This is a genomic window from Arthrobacter sp. Y3221159 (assembly GCF_059089885.1).
The window spans coordinates 134,432-148,837 of the sequence record NZ_JBNHFC010000012.1 but is presented as its reverse complement, the minus strand read 5'-3'; the positions used below and the strand labels follow the sequence as shown (position 1 = coordinate 148,837).

The 14,406-nt window shown below is 66.3% G+C and carries 18 protein-coding genes and 1 pseudogene; 8 read left to right on the top strand and 11 right to left on the bottom strand.

Features of this window, described 5'->3' with window-relative positions:
• Window positions 1–230 precede the first annotated feature (230 nt).
• Window positions 231–950 (top strand): annotated as a pseudogene (locus AC5RT3_RS14015) (helix-turn-helix domain-containing protein).
• Between the two features lie 50 nt (window positions 951–1,000).
• On the opposite strand, the gene AC5RT3_RS14010 reads toward AC5RT3_RS14015, so the two are convergent.
• The 3 genes from AC5RT3_RS14010 to AC5RT3_RS14000 all read right to left on the bottom strand — a co-directional run bounded on the left by AC5RT3_RS14010 (window position 1,001) and on the right by AC5RT3_RS14000 (window position 2,842).
• The gene (locus AC5RT3_RS14010; protein ID WP_494124459.1) at window positions 1,001–1,876 is read right to left on the bottom strand and encodes an alpha/beta hydrolase; all 876 of its coding nucleotides are present in this window, start codon (window positions 1,874–1,876) and stop codon (window positions 1,001–1,003) included.
• Window positions 1,877–1,921: 45 nt separating this feature from the next.
• Window positions 1,922–2,188: a hypothetical protein gene (locus tag AC5RT3_RS14005; protein WP_494052905.1), complete on the bottom strand. Its 267-nt coding sequence runs from the start codon at window positions 2,186–2,188 to the stop codon at window positions 1,922–1,924.
• 72 nt (window positions 2,189–2,260) lie between these two features.
• A complete protein-coding gene (locus AC5RT3_RS14000) occupies window positions 2,261–2,842 on the bottom strand; it encodes an SOUL family heme-binding protein (protein ID WP_494124458.1) in 582 nt (193 codons plus the stop codon).
• A 163-nt stretch (window positions 2,843–3,005) separates the two neighbouring features.
• Here AC5RT3_RS14000 and AC5RT3_RS13995 point away from each other — a divergent pair, with 163 nt between their 5' ends.
• Complete coding sequence (locus AC5RT3_RS13995; protein ID WP_494124457.1) at window positions 3,006–3,467, top strand: MarR family winged helix-turn-helix transcriptional regulator; 462 nt, start codon at window positions 3,006–3,008, stop codon at window positions 3,465–3,467.
• On the top strand, window positions 3,464–4,723 hold the full coding sequence (locus AC5RT3_RS13990; RefSeq protein ID WP_494124456.1) for an MFS transporter: 1,260 nt from the start codon (window positions 3,464–3,466) through the stop codon (window positions 4,721–4,723). The genes AC5RT3_RS13995 and AC5RT3_RS13990 overlap by 4 nt, the downstream gene beginning before the upstream one ends.
• A 451-nt stretch (window positions 4,724–5,174) precedes the next feature.
• Here AC5RT3_RS13990 and AC5RT3_RS13985 read toward each other — a convergent pair whose 3' ends face one another.
• The gene (locus tag AC5RT3_RS13985) at window positions 5,175–5,348 is read right to left on the bottom strand and encodes a hypothetical protein (RefSeq protein WP_494124464.1); all 174 of its coding nucleotides are present in this window, start codon (window positions 5,346–5,348) and stop codon (window positions 5,175–5,177) included.
• Here AC5RT3_RS13985 and AC5RT3_RS13980 point away from each other — a divergent pair.
• The gene (locus tag AC5RT3_RS13980; RefSeq protein WP_494124463.1) at window positions 5,347–6,468 is read left to right on the top strand and encodes a CBM96 family carbohydrate-binding protein; all 1,122 of its coding nucleotides are present in this window, start codon (window positions 5,347–5,349) and stop codon (window positions 6,466–6,468) included. The two genes, AC5RT3_RS13985 and AC5RT3_RS13980, sit on opposite strands and share 2 nt — an antisense overlap.
• Window positions 6,469–6,572: 104 nt before the next feature.
• On the opposite strand, the gene AC5RT3_RS13975 is transcribed toward AC5RT3_RS13980, so the two are convergent.
• The gene (locus tag AC5RT3_RS13975) at window positions 6,573–6,950 is read right to left on the bottom strand and encodes a VOC family protein (RefSeq protein ID WP_494011595.1); all 378 of its coding nucleotides are present in this window, start codon (window positions 6,948–6,950) and stop codon (window positions 6,573–6,575) included.
• 248 nt (window positions 6,951–7,198) lie between these two features.
• On the opposite strand from AC5RT3_RS13975, the gene AC5RT3_RS13970 reads away from it, so the two are divergent.
• The 4 genes from AC5RT3_RS13970 (at window position 7,199) to AC5RT3_RS13955 (ending at window position 10,033) form a co-directional block, all read left to right on the top strand.
• Window positions 7,199–7,819, top strand: a complete 621-nt coding sequence (locus AC5RT3_RS13970) for a TMEM175 family protein (protein ID WP_494011596.1) — start codon at window positions 7,199–7,201, stop codon at window positions 7,817–7,819.
• A gap of 239 nt (window positions 7,820–8,058) precedes the next feature.
• A complete protein-coding gene (locus AC5RT3_RS13965; RefSeq protein WP_494011597.1) occupies window positions 8,059–8,769 on the top strand; it encodes a hypothetical protein in 711 nt (236 codons plus the stop codon).
• Window positions 8,766–9,629 carry a hypothetical protein gene (locus AC5RT3_RS13960; RefSeq protein WP_494011598.1) on the top strand — a complete coding sequence of 288 codons (864 nt, stop codon included), beginning with the start codon at window positions 8,766–8,768 and terminating at the stop codon, window positions 9,627–9,629. Before AC5RT3_RS13965 ends, AC5RT3_RS13960 begins: the two co-directional genes overlap by 4 nt.
• The gene (locus AC5RT3_RS13955; RefSeq protein ID WP_494011599.1) at window positions 9,626–10,033 is read left to right on the top strand and encodes a DUF1801 domain-containing protein; all 408 of its coding nucleotides are present in this window, start codon (window positions 9,626–9,628) and stop codon (window positions 10,031–10,033) included. Before AC5RT3_RS13960 ends, AC5RT3_RS13955 begins: the two co-directional genes overlap by 4 nt.
• On the opposite strand, the gene AC5RT3_RS13950 is transcribed toward AC5RT3_RS13955, so the two are convergent.
• From AC5RT3_RS13950 to AC5RT3_RS13925, 6 genes are all read right to left on the bottom strand, one after another.
• Window positions 10,017–10,601, bottom strand: coding sequence for a dihydrofolate reductase family protein (locus AC5RT3_RS13950; RefSeq protein ID WP_494124455.1), 585 nt, complete (start codon window positions 10,599–10,601; stop codon window positions 10,017–10,019). The two genes, AC5RT3_RS13955 and AC5RT3_RS13950, sit on opposite strands and share 17 nt — an antisense overlap.
• A gap of 7 nt (window positions 10,602–10,608) precedes the next feature.
• Entirely contained in the window at window positions 10,609–10,953 is a 345-nt protein-coding gene (locus AC5RT3_RS13945) for an iron chaperone (RefSeq protein WP_494011601.1), read from the bottom strand.
• 7 nt (window positions 10,954–10,960) lie between these two features.
• Window positions 10,961–11,434: an SRPBCC family protein gene (locus AC5RT3_RS13940; RefSeq protein ID WP_494011602.1), complete on the bottom strand. Its 474-nt coding sequence runs from the start codon at window positions 11,432–11,434 to the stop codon at window positions 10,961–10,963.
• Window positions 11,435–11,471: 37 nt separating this feature from the next.
• Window positions 11,472–12,389: a 2-hydroxyacid dehydrogenase gene (locus AC5RT3_RS13935; RefSeq protein ID WP_494124454.1), complete on the bottom strand. Its 918-nt coding sequence runs from the start codon at window positions 12,387–12,389 to the stop codon at window positions 11,472–11,474.
• Window positions 12,386–13,168 carry a DeoR/GlpR family DNA-binding transcription regulator gene (locus tag AC5RT3_RS13930; protein WP_494124453.1) on the bottom strand — a complete coding sequence of 261 codons (783 nt, stop codon included), beginning with the start codon at window positions 13,166–13,168 and terminating at the stop codon, window positions 12,386–12,388. The genes AC5RT3_RS13935 and AC5RT3_RS13930 overlap by 4 nt, the downstream gene beginning before the upstream one ends.
• 71 nt (window positions 13,169–13,239) lie before the next feature.
• Window positions 13,240–14,382: a Gfo/Idh/MocA family protein gene (locus AC5RT3_RS13925; protein WP_494124452.1), complete on the bottom strand. Its 1,143-nt coding sequence runs from the start codon at window positions 14,380–14,382 to the stop codon at window positions 13,240–13,242.
• Window positions 14,383–14,406: the final 24 nt, after the last annotated feature.

Sequence of the window (14,406 nt, the reverse complement as noted above, 5' to 3'; positions counted from 1 at the left end):
ACAATACACCCCCACCCACCCCACCGCAACCCGGCCCCACCACCCCACCAAAACCCCGGAAACACGCGCCAAAACCACCCACCAACCCACCCAGACAACCCCCCGCCGTCGTAAATACTTCCTGTGTCCTGCAGCACAGTGGACGGCTGGGATCGGAGCCGATTGAATCGGGCACGGATAGTGGGGCGGGAGCCTGTGCCGGTAAGCAGGATTGAGGGGAAAGGGGAACCGTGATCGGAATTCTTAACCGGCTGGTAGGGCTCATTAAAGACCACCTGACTGAGGAGCTGGACATTGCCGACCTGTCGGGCAGTCTCGGCACCAGCGAGTACCACCTGCGGAGGATGTTCTCGTCATTGGCAGGCATGCCGTTGTCAGAGTATGTGCGGCGGCGCCGGATGGCAGTTGCCGCGGCCGATGTCTTGGGCGGCGGCGACCTGCTGGGCATTGCGGTCCGCTATGGCTACGGCTCAGCGGAGGCATTCAGCCGGGCCTTCCGGGCCGTGCATGGTGCCGGCCCTGGCGAGGTCCGCCGGAACGGCGGCCCCCTTCGCACACAACCGCAGCTCAGGTTTCGCCTGACCGTAGAAGGGAACAAACCCATGGACACCCGCATCGCAGACAAGCCCGCCTTCCGGCTCGTGGGCCACTCAGCCCGCGTTCCGCTCATCCACCACGGCGTCGATCCGTACATCCAGGAGCACATCGCTTCCTTGCCTGAATCCGAACATCTCCGCCTCAAGGCACTGGGCAACACGGAACCTGCAGGGCTGCTGCAGGTGAGCGCGGACGTGGACCCTGACTACACGGAGGGCAGCGACCGCCGCCGACTGGTTCCCCTCCAACCCGTGGCGGCTGAGGCCCGGGCCCTCCATCGTGGGCATACTGGCCGCGCCCCCGACTTCAGCAGGGCAACCTGCGAACTATGGCTGCCGGTGGAACGCGCCTGACGAAAAGCGCCGTAGACCATAGCATTTTCCGCAGGACAAACCCGGAAGGTTCAGGCTGCCCAGCCCACTTTCCGGAGCCAGTCCTTGAGCAGCGGCAGGACAACAGAGCTCTGCATCGCCCCGAGATGGTCCAGGCCCGGCAGGACCTGGACGTCCCAGCCGGCTTCGACGAGTTCATGCTCATGCGCGGCCAGCGGGTCACCGATCCGCACCTGCACGCCGCCCCACTGCGGCGAGTAGTCAATCCGGTCTTCGGCTCCGGCGAACGCCAACCGGGGCAGGCCGGCCGGGACCAGCGCCGCGGCGTCGTCGAAATCCTGGAGAACCTCATAGAGGGTGAGGAACTGGCGCGTCTGGTCCTCGTTGGCCTGGATGGAGGCCGAGTCCCAGTCCCCTGGTTCAACCTCCGCGGCGGGCACGGGCAGCTCCCCCGTTGCCCAGGCGGCCGCGTCCCGTACCGCTGCGTCGTGGGCAGCCCGGGTCACGGCCAGCATGCTCTTGTACGGTCCTTCGAGGGGAGGGAACCCTCCCATGGCAAGCGCACCCAGCCGGTCAGTCCGGAGGGCGAGCTGGAGACCACACAGTCCCAGCCAGGAGTAGCCGTAGTAGGCGAAAGTGGCTGCCCCCGCGGCGTCGGCGATGGCAAGCAGGTCGGCGGTCACATTCTCCGGGGTCAGCGTGTCCGGGGCCGGGAAGGCCATCCGGTGCGCCTCGTAGTCCACGGCGATCACACGGTTCGCCGCGGAAAGCCCCTGGACCAGGTTCGGCCCCAGGTCCGGATCAGCGCCCCACTGCAGGATGGTTTCGGCTTCCTCCGGCGAATGCCCGGCAAGTGGCACCGGCAGCAGGAGGTCCGGCCCGCCTCCCTGGATGGTGACGGGAATGGTGCTGCCGTCATGCAGTACAGCAGCGGCGGTTGGTGCCATGGCTACTCCCTTGGTTGAGGACCGGCGGTACTCGCGGACGTACCCCTACTCCCCCATGCCGGGATGCACCGGAACATAGTCCACCTTGTTGCCGGGGTTCTTGCGCCCGGCCTTTGTCCGGTCGTATCCCCGCGCGTCCAGGCCGTTCTTCGCCCTGAACTCCGCCAGTGCCGCGTCATAGGCCTTGTTGAGTGCCTGCCCGGAGAACTCCCCGGTGCTGCCGTCAGCGAAGGCAATCCTGATGCGGACGCTGGCCGGGTAGTGCCGGGTCATCCGGACGAAGCCGTCGGCGTCCTGCTGAAGAGTGATCAAGGGGAACCTGCTTTCGTCTGTGGATCGGCCTCCAGTCTCGCAGGGTTCTCCCCGCCCGGGGGCGCGTCCCGCCTACGGCCCCGCAACGTCCTGGACCACCTCATTGCGGCGGAGGAACCAGGGCTTGAACGGTGGATCAAAGCGGGCGAACCGGGGAGGTCCAACCGGAATCAGCCCAGCCAGGGCGAGCGCTGCCTGCAAACCCTCGGTGTGCCGTTCAAAGGCGCGGCGTGAGCCACTGCCCGAGAAACGCACCGCCGCAGTAAGTGACGCGGGCACTGCCCGCACCGTGACTCGGGGGTCCGTGGGGGCGGGAGCCGTTTCCGCCGTCGTGCCCGCAGGGAGCACGAAGGCAACAAGATATTCCGCGGGCGCCGTGGCTTCCGCGTCGAACGGGCCGCTTTGCAGCACGGGGGCGGTCATGGCGAGCTTCTGCGACGCCCCGCTCTCCTGGATCACCGGAGCGGTCATGGCCAGCGTCCTTCCTGCCCTGTTGTTCCCGCTGATGTAGCTGAACAGGCGGCGGAACGCGATGTTGCCGGCGCGGTCGAAGGCCGCCCTGACCCTCACCTCGGCTACGACGTAATCGGGATAGCGGCGCAACTCGAAGTGCGGGTAGCGCCGGACAAGTTCGTAGGGCAGGTGCTCGGTCATGGTCCTCCAGAGCCTACGCGCGCGCGGCAGAAGCAGCCAGCCCCGCAGGGTGACGGACGTCAACACGAAAATGCTTGCCCTGCGCAACCAATCAGGAGCATAATCGTTAGCAGGACTAATTAGCACTGCTAACGATTACCGCCCAGGAGGCGCACCCGACCCGATGACCGCCAGCCAAACGAAAAACCACGCCCAGGCAGACCCCACCTCCCCCGACACCCTCGCCATCGACCTCCGTACTGCCGTGATGCGCACCTCGCGCCGGCTCCGCGTGGAGGCAACCGGCGAGGTGATCACCCCCGGCCAGTACACCGTCCTGGCCCTCCTCAACGGCGACGGCCCCAGCACCCTGCGCGCCCTCGCGGACAGCGAGCACGTCCAGGCGCCGTCCATGACCCGGATCGTCAACGCCCTCTCGGACCAGGGCTTCGTCACCAGGGCGCCGCATCCCGACGACGGCCGCCAGGTCCGCGTGGACATCACCGACGCCGGAAAGGCAGTCCTCGCGGAGGCGAGGGAGCAGCGCACAGCCTGGCTGGCGCAGCGCGTGGCCGGACTCAGCGAAGAGGACCGCGGGATCCTCAGCCGCGCCGCCCGCATCATGCAGGAGATGAGCGGCCGATGAGCGCCATGTTCCGAGCCCTCGAAAACCGCAACTACCGGATCTGGGCCGGCGGCGCGCTGGTGTCCAACATCGGCACCTGGATGCAGCGGATCGCCCAGGACTGGCTGGTCCTGACCGTCCTCACCAACCACGACGGAGCCGCCGTCGGCATCACCACCGGCCTGCAGTTCCTGCCCATGCTGCTGCTCGGCCCCTATGGTGGCGTCCTGGCCGACCGCTACCGCAAACGCAGGATCCTGCTCTGGACCCAGCTGGCCATGGGCATCACCGGCCTGGCCATCGGGCTCCTGGTGGTGACCGGCACCGCCGAACTCTGGCACGCCTACCTGGCGGCCCTCTGCCTGGGCATCGCCAGCGCCATCGACGCCCCCGCCCGGCAGGCCTTCGTGTCCGAACTTGTGGGCCAGGACAACATCTCCAACGCCGTGGCCCTGAACTCCGCCTCCTTCAACACCGCCCGCCTCACCGGCCCGGCCATCGCCGGCGTCCTCATCGCCTGGGTGGGCACCGGACCGGTCTTCCTGCTCAACGCGGCCAGCTACGCCGCCGTCATCGTTTCGCTGTTCCTGATCAACACCTCCGCGCTGGTCCCGACCGTCCGGGCCGAACGCGGCAAGCACCAGGTGGCCGAAGGCGTCAACTACGTCCGGCGACGCCCGGACCTGATGCTGATCATGGTCCTGGTGGGCATCCTGGGCGCGTTCGGCATGAACTTCCCCATCACCAACGCGCTGATGGCCACCACCGAGTTCGGCGTGGGACCGGGAGAATTCGGCCTCCTCGGCTCCATCATGGCTGTGGGCACGCTCGCCGGCGCACTGCTCGCCGCACGCCGGTCCGGCCCCCGGCTGAGGTTCCTGCTGGGCGGGGCGCTGGGCCTTGGCGCCTTCACGCTCCTGGGCAGCGTGTCGCCGTCGTTCTGGCTCTACGCCGCCGTGCTGATCCCCGTGGGCCTGGCGTCCATCACGTTCCTGAACAGCTGCAACACCAGCATCCAGCTCTCCGTGGAGCCGCAGTTCCGCGGCCGGGTGCTGGCGCTCTACCTGGCCATCCTGCAGGGCGGCACGGCGGTGGGCGCGCCGCTGATGGGCTGGATCGGCAGCGAATTCGGCGCGCGCTGGTCCGTGGCGGCGGGCGGCATCGTGGTCCTGCTGACCGGGCTTGCGGCGGTGGTCGTGGTCAGCCGCAGGAGCCGGCTGACCTTCCGCGGCGCCCTCCGGATAGCGTTCACTGGCAAACGTGAGCCTGCCATCTAACCTTGGCTGCCTCAGCCAAGCGCTGAATTCCGGCTGGTGGAGGGCCCTTAATGATGGCCCGGCGTCCTTGGGTATAGGGGTTATTGTCCACTCCCCGGTTTAGGTATAGGGGTTATTGCCCATTGCCTGAAATTAGGTACAGATGATCGTTGTGCGTTCTTCCGCTCCAGGTCTACCCTGTGCGTATCTGGAATTAGCCATCGTTGTTGCTGGGGATCGACGCTGGCTTTAAGCAGTTGGATACATCGAAGCCCCAATAGAAACAGCCAAGAAAATGCAAGCTAAGTCCGATGGCTTAGTAAGGCCCCCGTCCTCACGGCAAGCGCCGCACCGAGCCGGCTCGATAATTCCTGCTGCGCTTGGGCCGCCTGCAATGTCGACTATCCAGGGCAGCGTTCATTAGGCGTGGCCAATCCGCGGTTGCGGCAGTGCCCGACTTTCCAGTTTTTCCTCACACCGGAATTGTTTCGCGTGGAATAACTGTTTTAACAGGAATTATCGTTTTGATAGGGGCCGGGCTGATGTTCTGGCGTAAATTCATGGCGGCTGCTTCGTCCATTTTGGTTGGAACCGCTTTTCTCACTCCGCTATCGGCCCACGCCGCAGCGACCACATCGCTGGCCATGGACACCTTTGTACAGGCGGACAGGGCAGCCACCAACTTTGGGACCAGCGTCCGTCTGTCCACCGAGGGCCGGGCATACATCTGGCGGAACACACTACTACGCTTCAATATCCAGGTTCCCGCTGGCGAACGCGTTGTCTCTGCCAAGCTCCGGTTATTCTCGGAGGCTTCCGCATCTTCCAGTGAGTTCGTGGATGTGTTTACTACGTCTGGCGGCTGGACCGAACGGGGCGTCACCTGGAATAACGCCCCGGCTCGAGGGACATGGCTGGGAAAGGTTGGCGGGTTCGCAAATGGCTCTTGGGTGGAATGGGACGTTACCAAAGGCGTAAGCCCAACGGGTGGCGAACAGAACTTCAAGCTGGAAAGCAACGCACAGAAGTGGATCGGCTTCAAGTCGAAGGAGTCTCCGGATTCCGCCCGGCGTCCAAAACTGGTGGTGACGACGGGGCCCGCTACGGCACCGTCAACCGAGGCGGCGGTGGTCCACGGCTGGGGCGCGCCGGTGGCTGGTGATGAATTCAATTACGCGGGCGGGCCGGACGCCACGAAGTGGATTGTCTACAACAGCCCCGGCCACGCGGGTAACGGTATACGGAGCCCGCAGCAGGTTACCGTCGACGGTTCCAAGATGGTCATGAATGGGACCCCGGATGGCACGACCGCAGGAATGGGCGCGAGGTTTGCAAACCAGAAGTACGGGCGGTGGGAAGTCCGCGCGGCCGGATCAGGTGACAACGAATACCATCTGGTATCCATCCTGTGGCCCGACAGCGAGAATTGGCCGTGCGACGGCGAAGTTGACTACGCGGAGACCACCGGCGACTGGAACGTCATACAGTTCTTCCACCACTATGGCTGTTCGAACTTGCAGACGCAGGCGATCAGGCCTATTGATGTCAGCCAGTTCCACAATTACGCGGTCGACTGGTCACCGAGGGGGATCGTCGGTTATGTCGATGGAGTGAAGTGGTTTGAGGACTACGACCCAACACATCAGCCTCCCGGCCCGATGCACCAAACCCTGCAACTGGACTGGTTCCCGGACAGCACTGCCAATGGCGCCGGTGAGATGCGGGTGGATTGGGTCCGTGTGTATGCGGCAGCCGCAACCGCCTAGAAGAGCCGGGCACGACGGCGACGCCGGGCTTCCGCGTCCCCGCACCCTGGGAAGGGGTGCCGGGGAGGGAAGTGCCGGCGTCGTACTGTTTGGTGTACCCGAACCTACATGGACGAGATGTTGAGGATGTTGCCCTCGCTGTCCAGGAACCAGGCGCCCTTGCCCACATCATCCATGGTGGCGACGCCATTCTCGGTCTTGAGGCCGGGCTGGTCATACTCTTCGAAGACCACGCCGCGGCTCCGCAGTTCCTCAACCTCGCGGTCGAAGTCCTGGGCCACCCAGCCCATCTGCGTGTTCTTTGCGGTGCCGGCATTGTCCGTCTGGTAGATGAAGAACGTGCTGTTGCCGCACTTGTAGAGCAGGTTGTCCGGGCCCATCTCCTGGACGGGTTCAAGGCCCAGCTTGTCGCGGTAGAACTCCCGGGCCCTGTTGATGTCCTTGGCGGGCAGTACAGCCATAACGTCCAGATCCTTGAGCATGGTCGAATCTCCTTGCTGCGCATTGATGGCGATGCTCTCCCCCTGTGCCGGCCGTGCCGTTTCCGGACAGGCCGCGTGCCCGCCCTTTGCGCCGACTGCCGGGGCGGCCACCTGGGATCCGAACCGCTGCGCCAGCCATCATCAGCGCGGGAGTCCCCGAAGCTTACGAAGCCATTATGGAACCGAATCAGCGCCAGCGAAATAGGGCAAAATGTGGCCATCGGTGTTTCGGCTCAGGGGGTCTTGGCGTGGATAAATCGGTCCCGCTCGAACGCATGGTTTTCTTCAGCGACGCGGTGTTCGCCATCGCCCTCACGCTCCTGGCGCTGGACCTCAAGCTGCCCATGGGCATCCCGCCGGAACGCCTGGCGGCCGAGCTGGCGGGCGCAATTCCGGAACTGCTGGCGTTCGCGCTTTCGTTCCTGATCATCGCGCGGGTGTGGATGTCCCACCACAACGACTTCTTCCGCATCCGGGACTTCAACCCGCAGCTCGCGTGGCTGAACATGCTGCTGCTGTTCTTCATCGTGATGCTCCCCGCGCCCACCGCCGTCCTCAGCGACTATGGCGGAAACCCGAGTCCATGGCCCAGCGTGCTGTACGCCGCCACCATCTCCGGCGTCTACCTGACGCTCGCCGGCATGTGGACCTACGCCTGGCGCAAGGGCCTGACCGATGACACGGTGGACGACGTCGAGCACCGGCGTGTGTTCCTGGCCAGGCTCACGGCCCCCGCGGTGTTCCTGCTCAGCATCCCGGCAGCGTTCGTGCTGGGCAGCAATACCCCGTTCCTGTGGTTCCTGATCATCCCCGCTGCCCTCCTGATCCGGCGGCTCACAGCTCGCCGCTCTCCGGCCGCCGCCCAGTAACGGCGCAGTAACGCCTGCCGCGGCATAATGCGGCAGTGAACGAGGGCCTGCACCGCTTGGCCGCCCCAGCATGGGCGGCGGTCCTCGCGCTGCTTCTGCCCGCCTGCTTCGCCAGCGATGACGACGGCGGGATCCCGGCTTCCGGAGGCTCCGCAAGTTCCACAGGCGCCACGGCTTCTTTGAGCCCTTCTTCCGCTCCGTCCCTAAACCTGCCACCCCCACAACCGCCGGGTCCCCCGGTGCCCAACCAGCCACCGGCGCCGGAGGCCGTGGTGCTCGACTGGCTGCCCGTCGGCCCGGTGGGGCGCGGCGACCCCGTCTGGTACGTGGACCTGAAAGGCCTGAACTGCACCACCCAGGGAGATCCCGCCACAGCAACCACCATGCTGGAGCTGGCACCGACGCTGTGCCAGGGCCTCAACGGCGACCAGGCCGCCTGGGCAAGTGGCGCCGCGGCCCTCGCCACGATCCCCGCACCAACCCTGGCAACGTCCGACTGCTGGTCCATGGCTGCCTACGAAGTGCTGCAGAACATTGCCGGCTTCCGCCGGCAGAACCCGGCCGTGCCGTTCACCCTGGTCCCGAGGCAGGGCACGGCCTGCCCCGCGGACCTCAAGTTCCTCGAGGACGATATGCGGAACTCACCGCCCGCCCCCGTGTGCGCCGGCGCGGCGCTCGTCCTGGTGGGAACCCTTGAAGGCCTGCCGCCAGGGTCGATCCGGTCCGTCAGCGTGGGAACGGCCATCGCAGCCGTGGGGTTCCGGAACAGCCCGGACGATTTCAACTATCCGCCCGGCGACCTTTACTTCCTGGCCCCGCCCATTGAAGCGGCGGGCCCCGTCACGGTCAGCGTTGCCGTGGCCGACGCCGACTATCCGGTGCAGGGGACCGTCACCCTGGACTACGCGGACCCACGCACGTGCCTGCCGCCGTCGGGCACCGCACCATGACCGAGGGCAGTGGCGGTGAGCGTTCCTCCTGGTCGCGCGCCTTTGGCGTGGTCGCCGCCGTCGGCCCGCCGCTCACGGTGGCAACGGCGCTGCTCTTCTACTTCGGCTGGGCCCGCGCGGATGCCCAGGCCGCCCACATGGGCCTGAACGTGAGCCTGTTCGGGTACTCGGTGCAGGATTACCTCCTGATCAGCATCAACGCGCTCTTCGTGCCGCTGGTGTCCATCCTGGTCCTGGCCGTGGTGTGGCTGGCCCTCGACCGCTGGCTGCGCCGGTGCATCGCGGAGGACCGCGGCCGGGCGGCCATCGTCCGGGCGGCCGGCATCGGCGCCCTGCTGAGCGGGCTGCTGGTGGGCACCAGCCTGCTGCTGGCCATCGCGGAGCGTGCCAGAGCAGCGCTTTACACCCCGTACCTGATGGCGTTGGGCGTGCTGGTGGCCACCTGGTGCGTCCATCTTCGCCGGCTGGGCCGGACCGGCACACGCCCGGACCTCACCGCCGAGCAGCGCGCGGTGGAAACCACCCTGGTCCTGAGCATCGTGACCCTGCTGCTCTTCTGGGGAACCGCCGACTTCGCCCAGGCACTGGGCCGGCGGCTGGCAGTGGACTACGAGCAGGGGGTGCAGTACATGCCCCGCGCCGAGGTGTATTCACCCAAACCGCTGGGCATCGGCTCGGCCGCGGTCAGGGAGGTGAACGTTGGCACCGCGGACGCGGCCCTCTACCGGTACGACGGGCTGCGCCTGCTGGTGCTGAGCGGCGGACGCTTCTTCTTCCTCCATGACGGCTGGACGCCGCAGAATGGAACGGTGATCGTCCTGCCGGACGACAACTCCGTCCGCATCGAATTCAGGAGATGATCCTGGCCATGGACTACGCCAAGGACCCACGCGTTGACCAGTACATCGACGCCCTCCCCGAGTGGCAGCAGGCGGTCTGCCGGCAAGTCCGCGACCTGGTGCATGCCGCGGATCCCGGGGTGGAGGAGACCATCAAGCGCACGGTGCAGCCCTACTTTGTGCTGAACGGCAATATCTGTGCACTCCTCGCGGCCAAGGACCACGTCAACGTGTTCCTGTACGACGGCGGCCTGGCCCCGGACCCGCAGCACATCATCACCGGCGGCCACCGCAACCAGACGGGGCGCACCATCGCGTTCCACAAGGCCGATCCCGTGAACGGGGAGGCCCTGCTGGACATCTTCCGGGCGGTGATCGCGGACAACCGGGCCGGCGGCTGGCGGAAGCTCAAGGGCCGGGCGTAACGGCGCCGTTCCGGCGCTGGTACCGCAGCAGGACCACCCCGTTGCCGAAGCTGCGGCTCTCCACCAGATCCAGGTCCGCGGTGAAGTCCGGCGACTGGAACACCCGCCGGCCCTGGCCGATCACCACGGGGTTGACGTAGATCCGGAACTCGTCCACCAGGCCGTGCCGCATGAACGTTCCGGCAAGGTCGGCGCCGCTCATGATGAGGTCGCCGCCGGCTTCCGCCTTCAGTGCCTGGATTTCTTCAGGAACGACGCCGGCAAACACCTTCGCGTTCGGGCCCGCCGTGGTGAGGGTGCGGGAGAAGACGAACTTGGGCAGGCGGCGCCAGATGCCCGCGAACTCGACCATGGCCGGGGTGCTCTCCGGATCCTGGTCAGCCGTCGGCCAGACTTCCTCCATCAGCTGGTACGTGACCCTGCCTTCGATAATCCCGCCCATCGCCCCAATCTCGTCATTGAAGTGCCGGAGCAGCTCCTCGTCCACCCGGTGCCAGCTGATGTCCCGGTCCGGTCCTTCGAAGAACCCGTCCACGGATACGGCGTTGGACAGGATGATCTTTCCCATGGGATCCCTACTTCCTGATTTCCGCCTGCCGCAGCCCGACAATGTCCTCCACCACGTCATCCGGAATGGGATGCTCCGCGGTGAAGCGGATGGTTCCCTTGGACAGCGAAAAGCCCGCCAGCCGGCCGGCCACTGCCTCCACCGCCTCGGGCGAGAACGGAAACACCGAGAGGTGCTTGGCGGCGGCCACCACTCCCAGCAGCGGCTTTCCGTCCAGCTTGAGGGCGGGCATGCCGTAGCTCATGCCCTCAGTGGCCTCCGGCACCAGTTGCCGGGCAATTTCAATGACGTGCTGCAGGCACTCGCGTTCCGCCTCCGGCAGGTCCGCCAGTGCATCGTCGACGACGCCCACGGCCGCCCTAGCTCTTCTTCTTGGCTGCCACGGCGGAGGCCAGCGATGCCAGCCCGCGTTCGAAGTCGGACCCCACCATCTTGTCCATATTGACGAAGAGGGAGAACAGCTTTGCCGGGAGGCCCTTGTTTTCACCGGTCATCACCCAGCTGACCTCGGTGCCGCCCGGCGCTGGCGTGAACGTGAAGGTGGTGGGGTTCAGCGCCTTGAAGGGCTTGGTGAATTCCAGCCTGACATTGATGCGGCTGGACGGCACCGACTCGACGATCTGCATGTTCCCGCTGCCGGCCTTGCGGTTGCCGCTCCACTCGTAGCCTGCTCCCACGCCGGAGTCCGGGCCGAAGTAGCGCCGGCTCATGCCGGGATCCACGGCCTCCCAAGGGGACCAGGTTGTCCACTGATGGAAGTTGTTGACCAGCGGGAAGATATCTTCGGGGGCGGCAGGAATGACGGCACTGCGGCGGACTTCATATGAGGACATGGCCCCAGCTTAGGAGCCGGGGCCACGCCTGGATAGGTCAACGGAGAACTACGTTGGCGGGTTCCTTGCCGTCCAGCAGCAGCCCGATCTGCTTCCTGATCAGCCGGACCATCCGGGGGAACATTGCCGAACTGGCGCCGCCCACGTGCGGGGTGATCAGGACGCCCGGGGTGGTCCAGAGCGGGTGGCCGGCCGGCAGCGGTTCGGGGTCCGTGACGTCCAGCGCCGCGCGCAACCGCCCGGACGAGGTTTCCGCCAGAAGCGCGTCGGTATCGGCCACCGGCCCGCGGGCCACGTTCACCAGCAGCGCGCCGTCCGGCATGGCAGCCAGGAACTTCGCGTCCACCAGTTGTTGGGTCTGCTCACTCAGCGGGACGCTGACCACCACGATCTCGTGCAGCGGCAGCTGCTCATACAGTGAATCGATGCCGTAGACCGTTCCGCCCTCGTCCTCGCGTGCACGGCTTGCCATCCGGTTGACCTCGGCCTCGAATGGCAGGAGCCGGGCCTCAATGGCCTTGCCCACTCCCCCGTAGCCCACCAGCAGCACGCGCCGGTCCGCCAGGCTGGCCCGCTGGCTGTTGTCCCAGGTGCCGGAGGCCTGGTTCCGGACGAAGTCCGGGATCCCGCGCTGGCTGGCGATCATCATGCCCAGGGCAAGCTCTGCGGTCGAGGTCTCATGGACACCGGCCGCGTTGGCGAAAACGCAGCCGGACGGCAGGACCTCAGCGACGCCGTCGTATCCGATCGACTGGCTCTGGACAAGCCCGACGTCCACGCCCTCCAGCGCGGCAAGCGCCGCCGGCTTGCCCATGTATCCCGGGACGAGCAGGTCCAGCCGGCCCTCCGGGGCAGGGCCCGTCAAGTCCCAGAGCACAAAGTCGACGCCGTCCGTGGGCTCGAGCGCGTCCAGCAGCCTCTGGTCGGGCAGGCACACCCGCAGCCGCGCGCTCACGCGGCAACCATCAGCTTCACGCCGGCGGCGCTCAAAGCCGTTTCGATTTCCCGCGGCGGCGGCGCGTCCGTCACCAGCACGTCCACCGCGTCGAAGCCCGCCAGCCGGGCCAGCGCGTACCGCAGCATCTTCTGGTGGGTGGCCACCACCACCACCTGTTCTGCCGAATCCATAAGGGCGATCTTAGTGGCGCGCTCAACGTCCCTTTCAATGTAGAACGCCTCGTCATGGATGCCGCTGACGCCGATGAAGGCCGTCTTGGCACGCAAGCCGGCGGCGGCCGTGACCGTCATGGGGCCGTTGAACGCCTGGCTGTCCAGGAGCAGCTCTCCGCCAAGGCAGATGGTCCGGGCGGACGTGAGCTGCAGGCAGCGCTGGATGGCCGGAGCCGAGTGGGTGATGATGGTGCCGGTGAAGGACGCAGGCAGCTCGTGGGCGATCTGGTACGTGGTGGTCCCGGCGTCCAAAATGATGGCGTCACGCTCACCGATCATGGACAAGCACACCCGGGCCACCCTGAGCTTGGCATCGGCATCCTCCCGGACGCGGGCGGCAAAGTCCGCATTCTGACCGTGCCCGTGGACGGCACTGACACCGCCGTGGACCACCCGGACCAGTCCCAGCTTGGACAGCACCCGGGTGTCCCGGCGCACCGTCATGTCCGACACGGCAAACCTCTCTGCCAGGTCAGTTGTGGAAATGAACCCCCGCCGGCCGAGCTCGTCCAAGATGCTGCGCTGGCGGGACGTCAGCGGCGCCTCTTCCCGTGCGATGCTCATGGCCCCTTCTTTCCTGCCTATATCCCGGACACCAGCCTGGCCCGGTGTTGCAATTCCAACACCAAATCTACTTAACGACCTACCCCGGCACCGGCATTCGCAAGCTCAACGGGGCGCCCTTCCGCGATGGAGCGCTCGGCGGCCAGGCCCATCCGGACCGACTGCAGGCCGTCGGCAACCGTGACTTCCACCGGGCCTTCGCCCAGGATGGCCTTCCGGAACCCCAGGTGCTCGTAGTAGGTGGAGCCGTGGTGCGCGCCGGCGGCCAGCACTGCCTCGTCCACCGGGACCTCGTGCTTTTCCGGGCCGAGCGGTGAGCGCGGGCTGAATTCCACGGTGGCTTCGGCTTCGTCACCGGGGATCCAGTGGTTGGCCGCCACCGGGATCAGGGTCTCGATCTTGGCCGCGTCACCCACGATGGAGATGCGTTCCTGGAACTTGGACCCTTCGGCGAACATGGACAGCTCCAGCATGGCGCGCTTCCCGCCCTTGAAATCCACAATCACATAGGCGTTGTCCACCATGTCCGAGACCCGGCCGTCGTACAGCTCGTCCATGTGGTTCACATCGTGCCCGCCGCTGGCGTAGACGCGGGTGGGTTCGTCCTGCAGGATCAGGCGCATCAGGTCGAAGAAGTGGCAGCACTTTTCCACCAGGGTGCCGCCGGTGCGCTCGGCGAAGCGGTTCCAGGCGTCAACCTTGTGCAGGAATGGGAAGCGGTGCTCCACGATGGACAGCATGTAGATGTTGCCGAGCTTGCCGTCGTGGGCGGCCTGAATGACCTCCTGCACCGGCGGCATGTAGCGGTATTCCATGGCCACCCACACCGGCGCGGTGTAGTCCGCAGCCAGCCGTTCGAGTTCGTCCGCCTGCGCGGCGGTGGTGCACACGGGCTTTTCCACCAGTACCGGCAGGTTTTTGCCGCTGGCGAAGATGTCCTTGAGGATTCCCAGGTGGGTGTCATTGGGGCTGGCGATCACCAGCGCATCCACGAGTCCCGAGGCGAGCAGGTCCTGGTGGGAGGCGAAGGCCTGCACCTCATATCCGATCTCCCGCGCGGTCTCTTCCAGGGAGGACGGCGTGGGATCGGAGACTGCGGTGATGCGGCTTCCCGGGATCAGTGCAAGGTTCCGGACATGTTCGCGGGCCATGTGGCCGGCCCCGATAAGGCCATAACGAATGGTCCGGACCGTTTCCGCAGAAGGCAATGACATGAGTTGCTCCGTTTCTCTACGTTG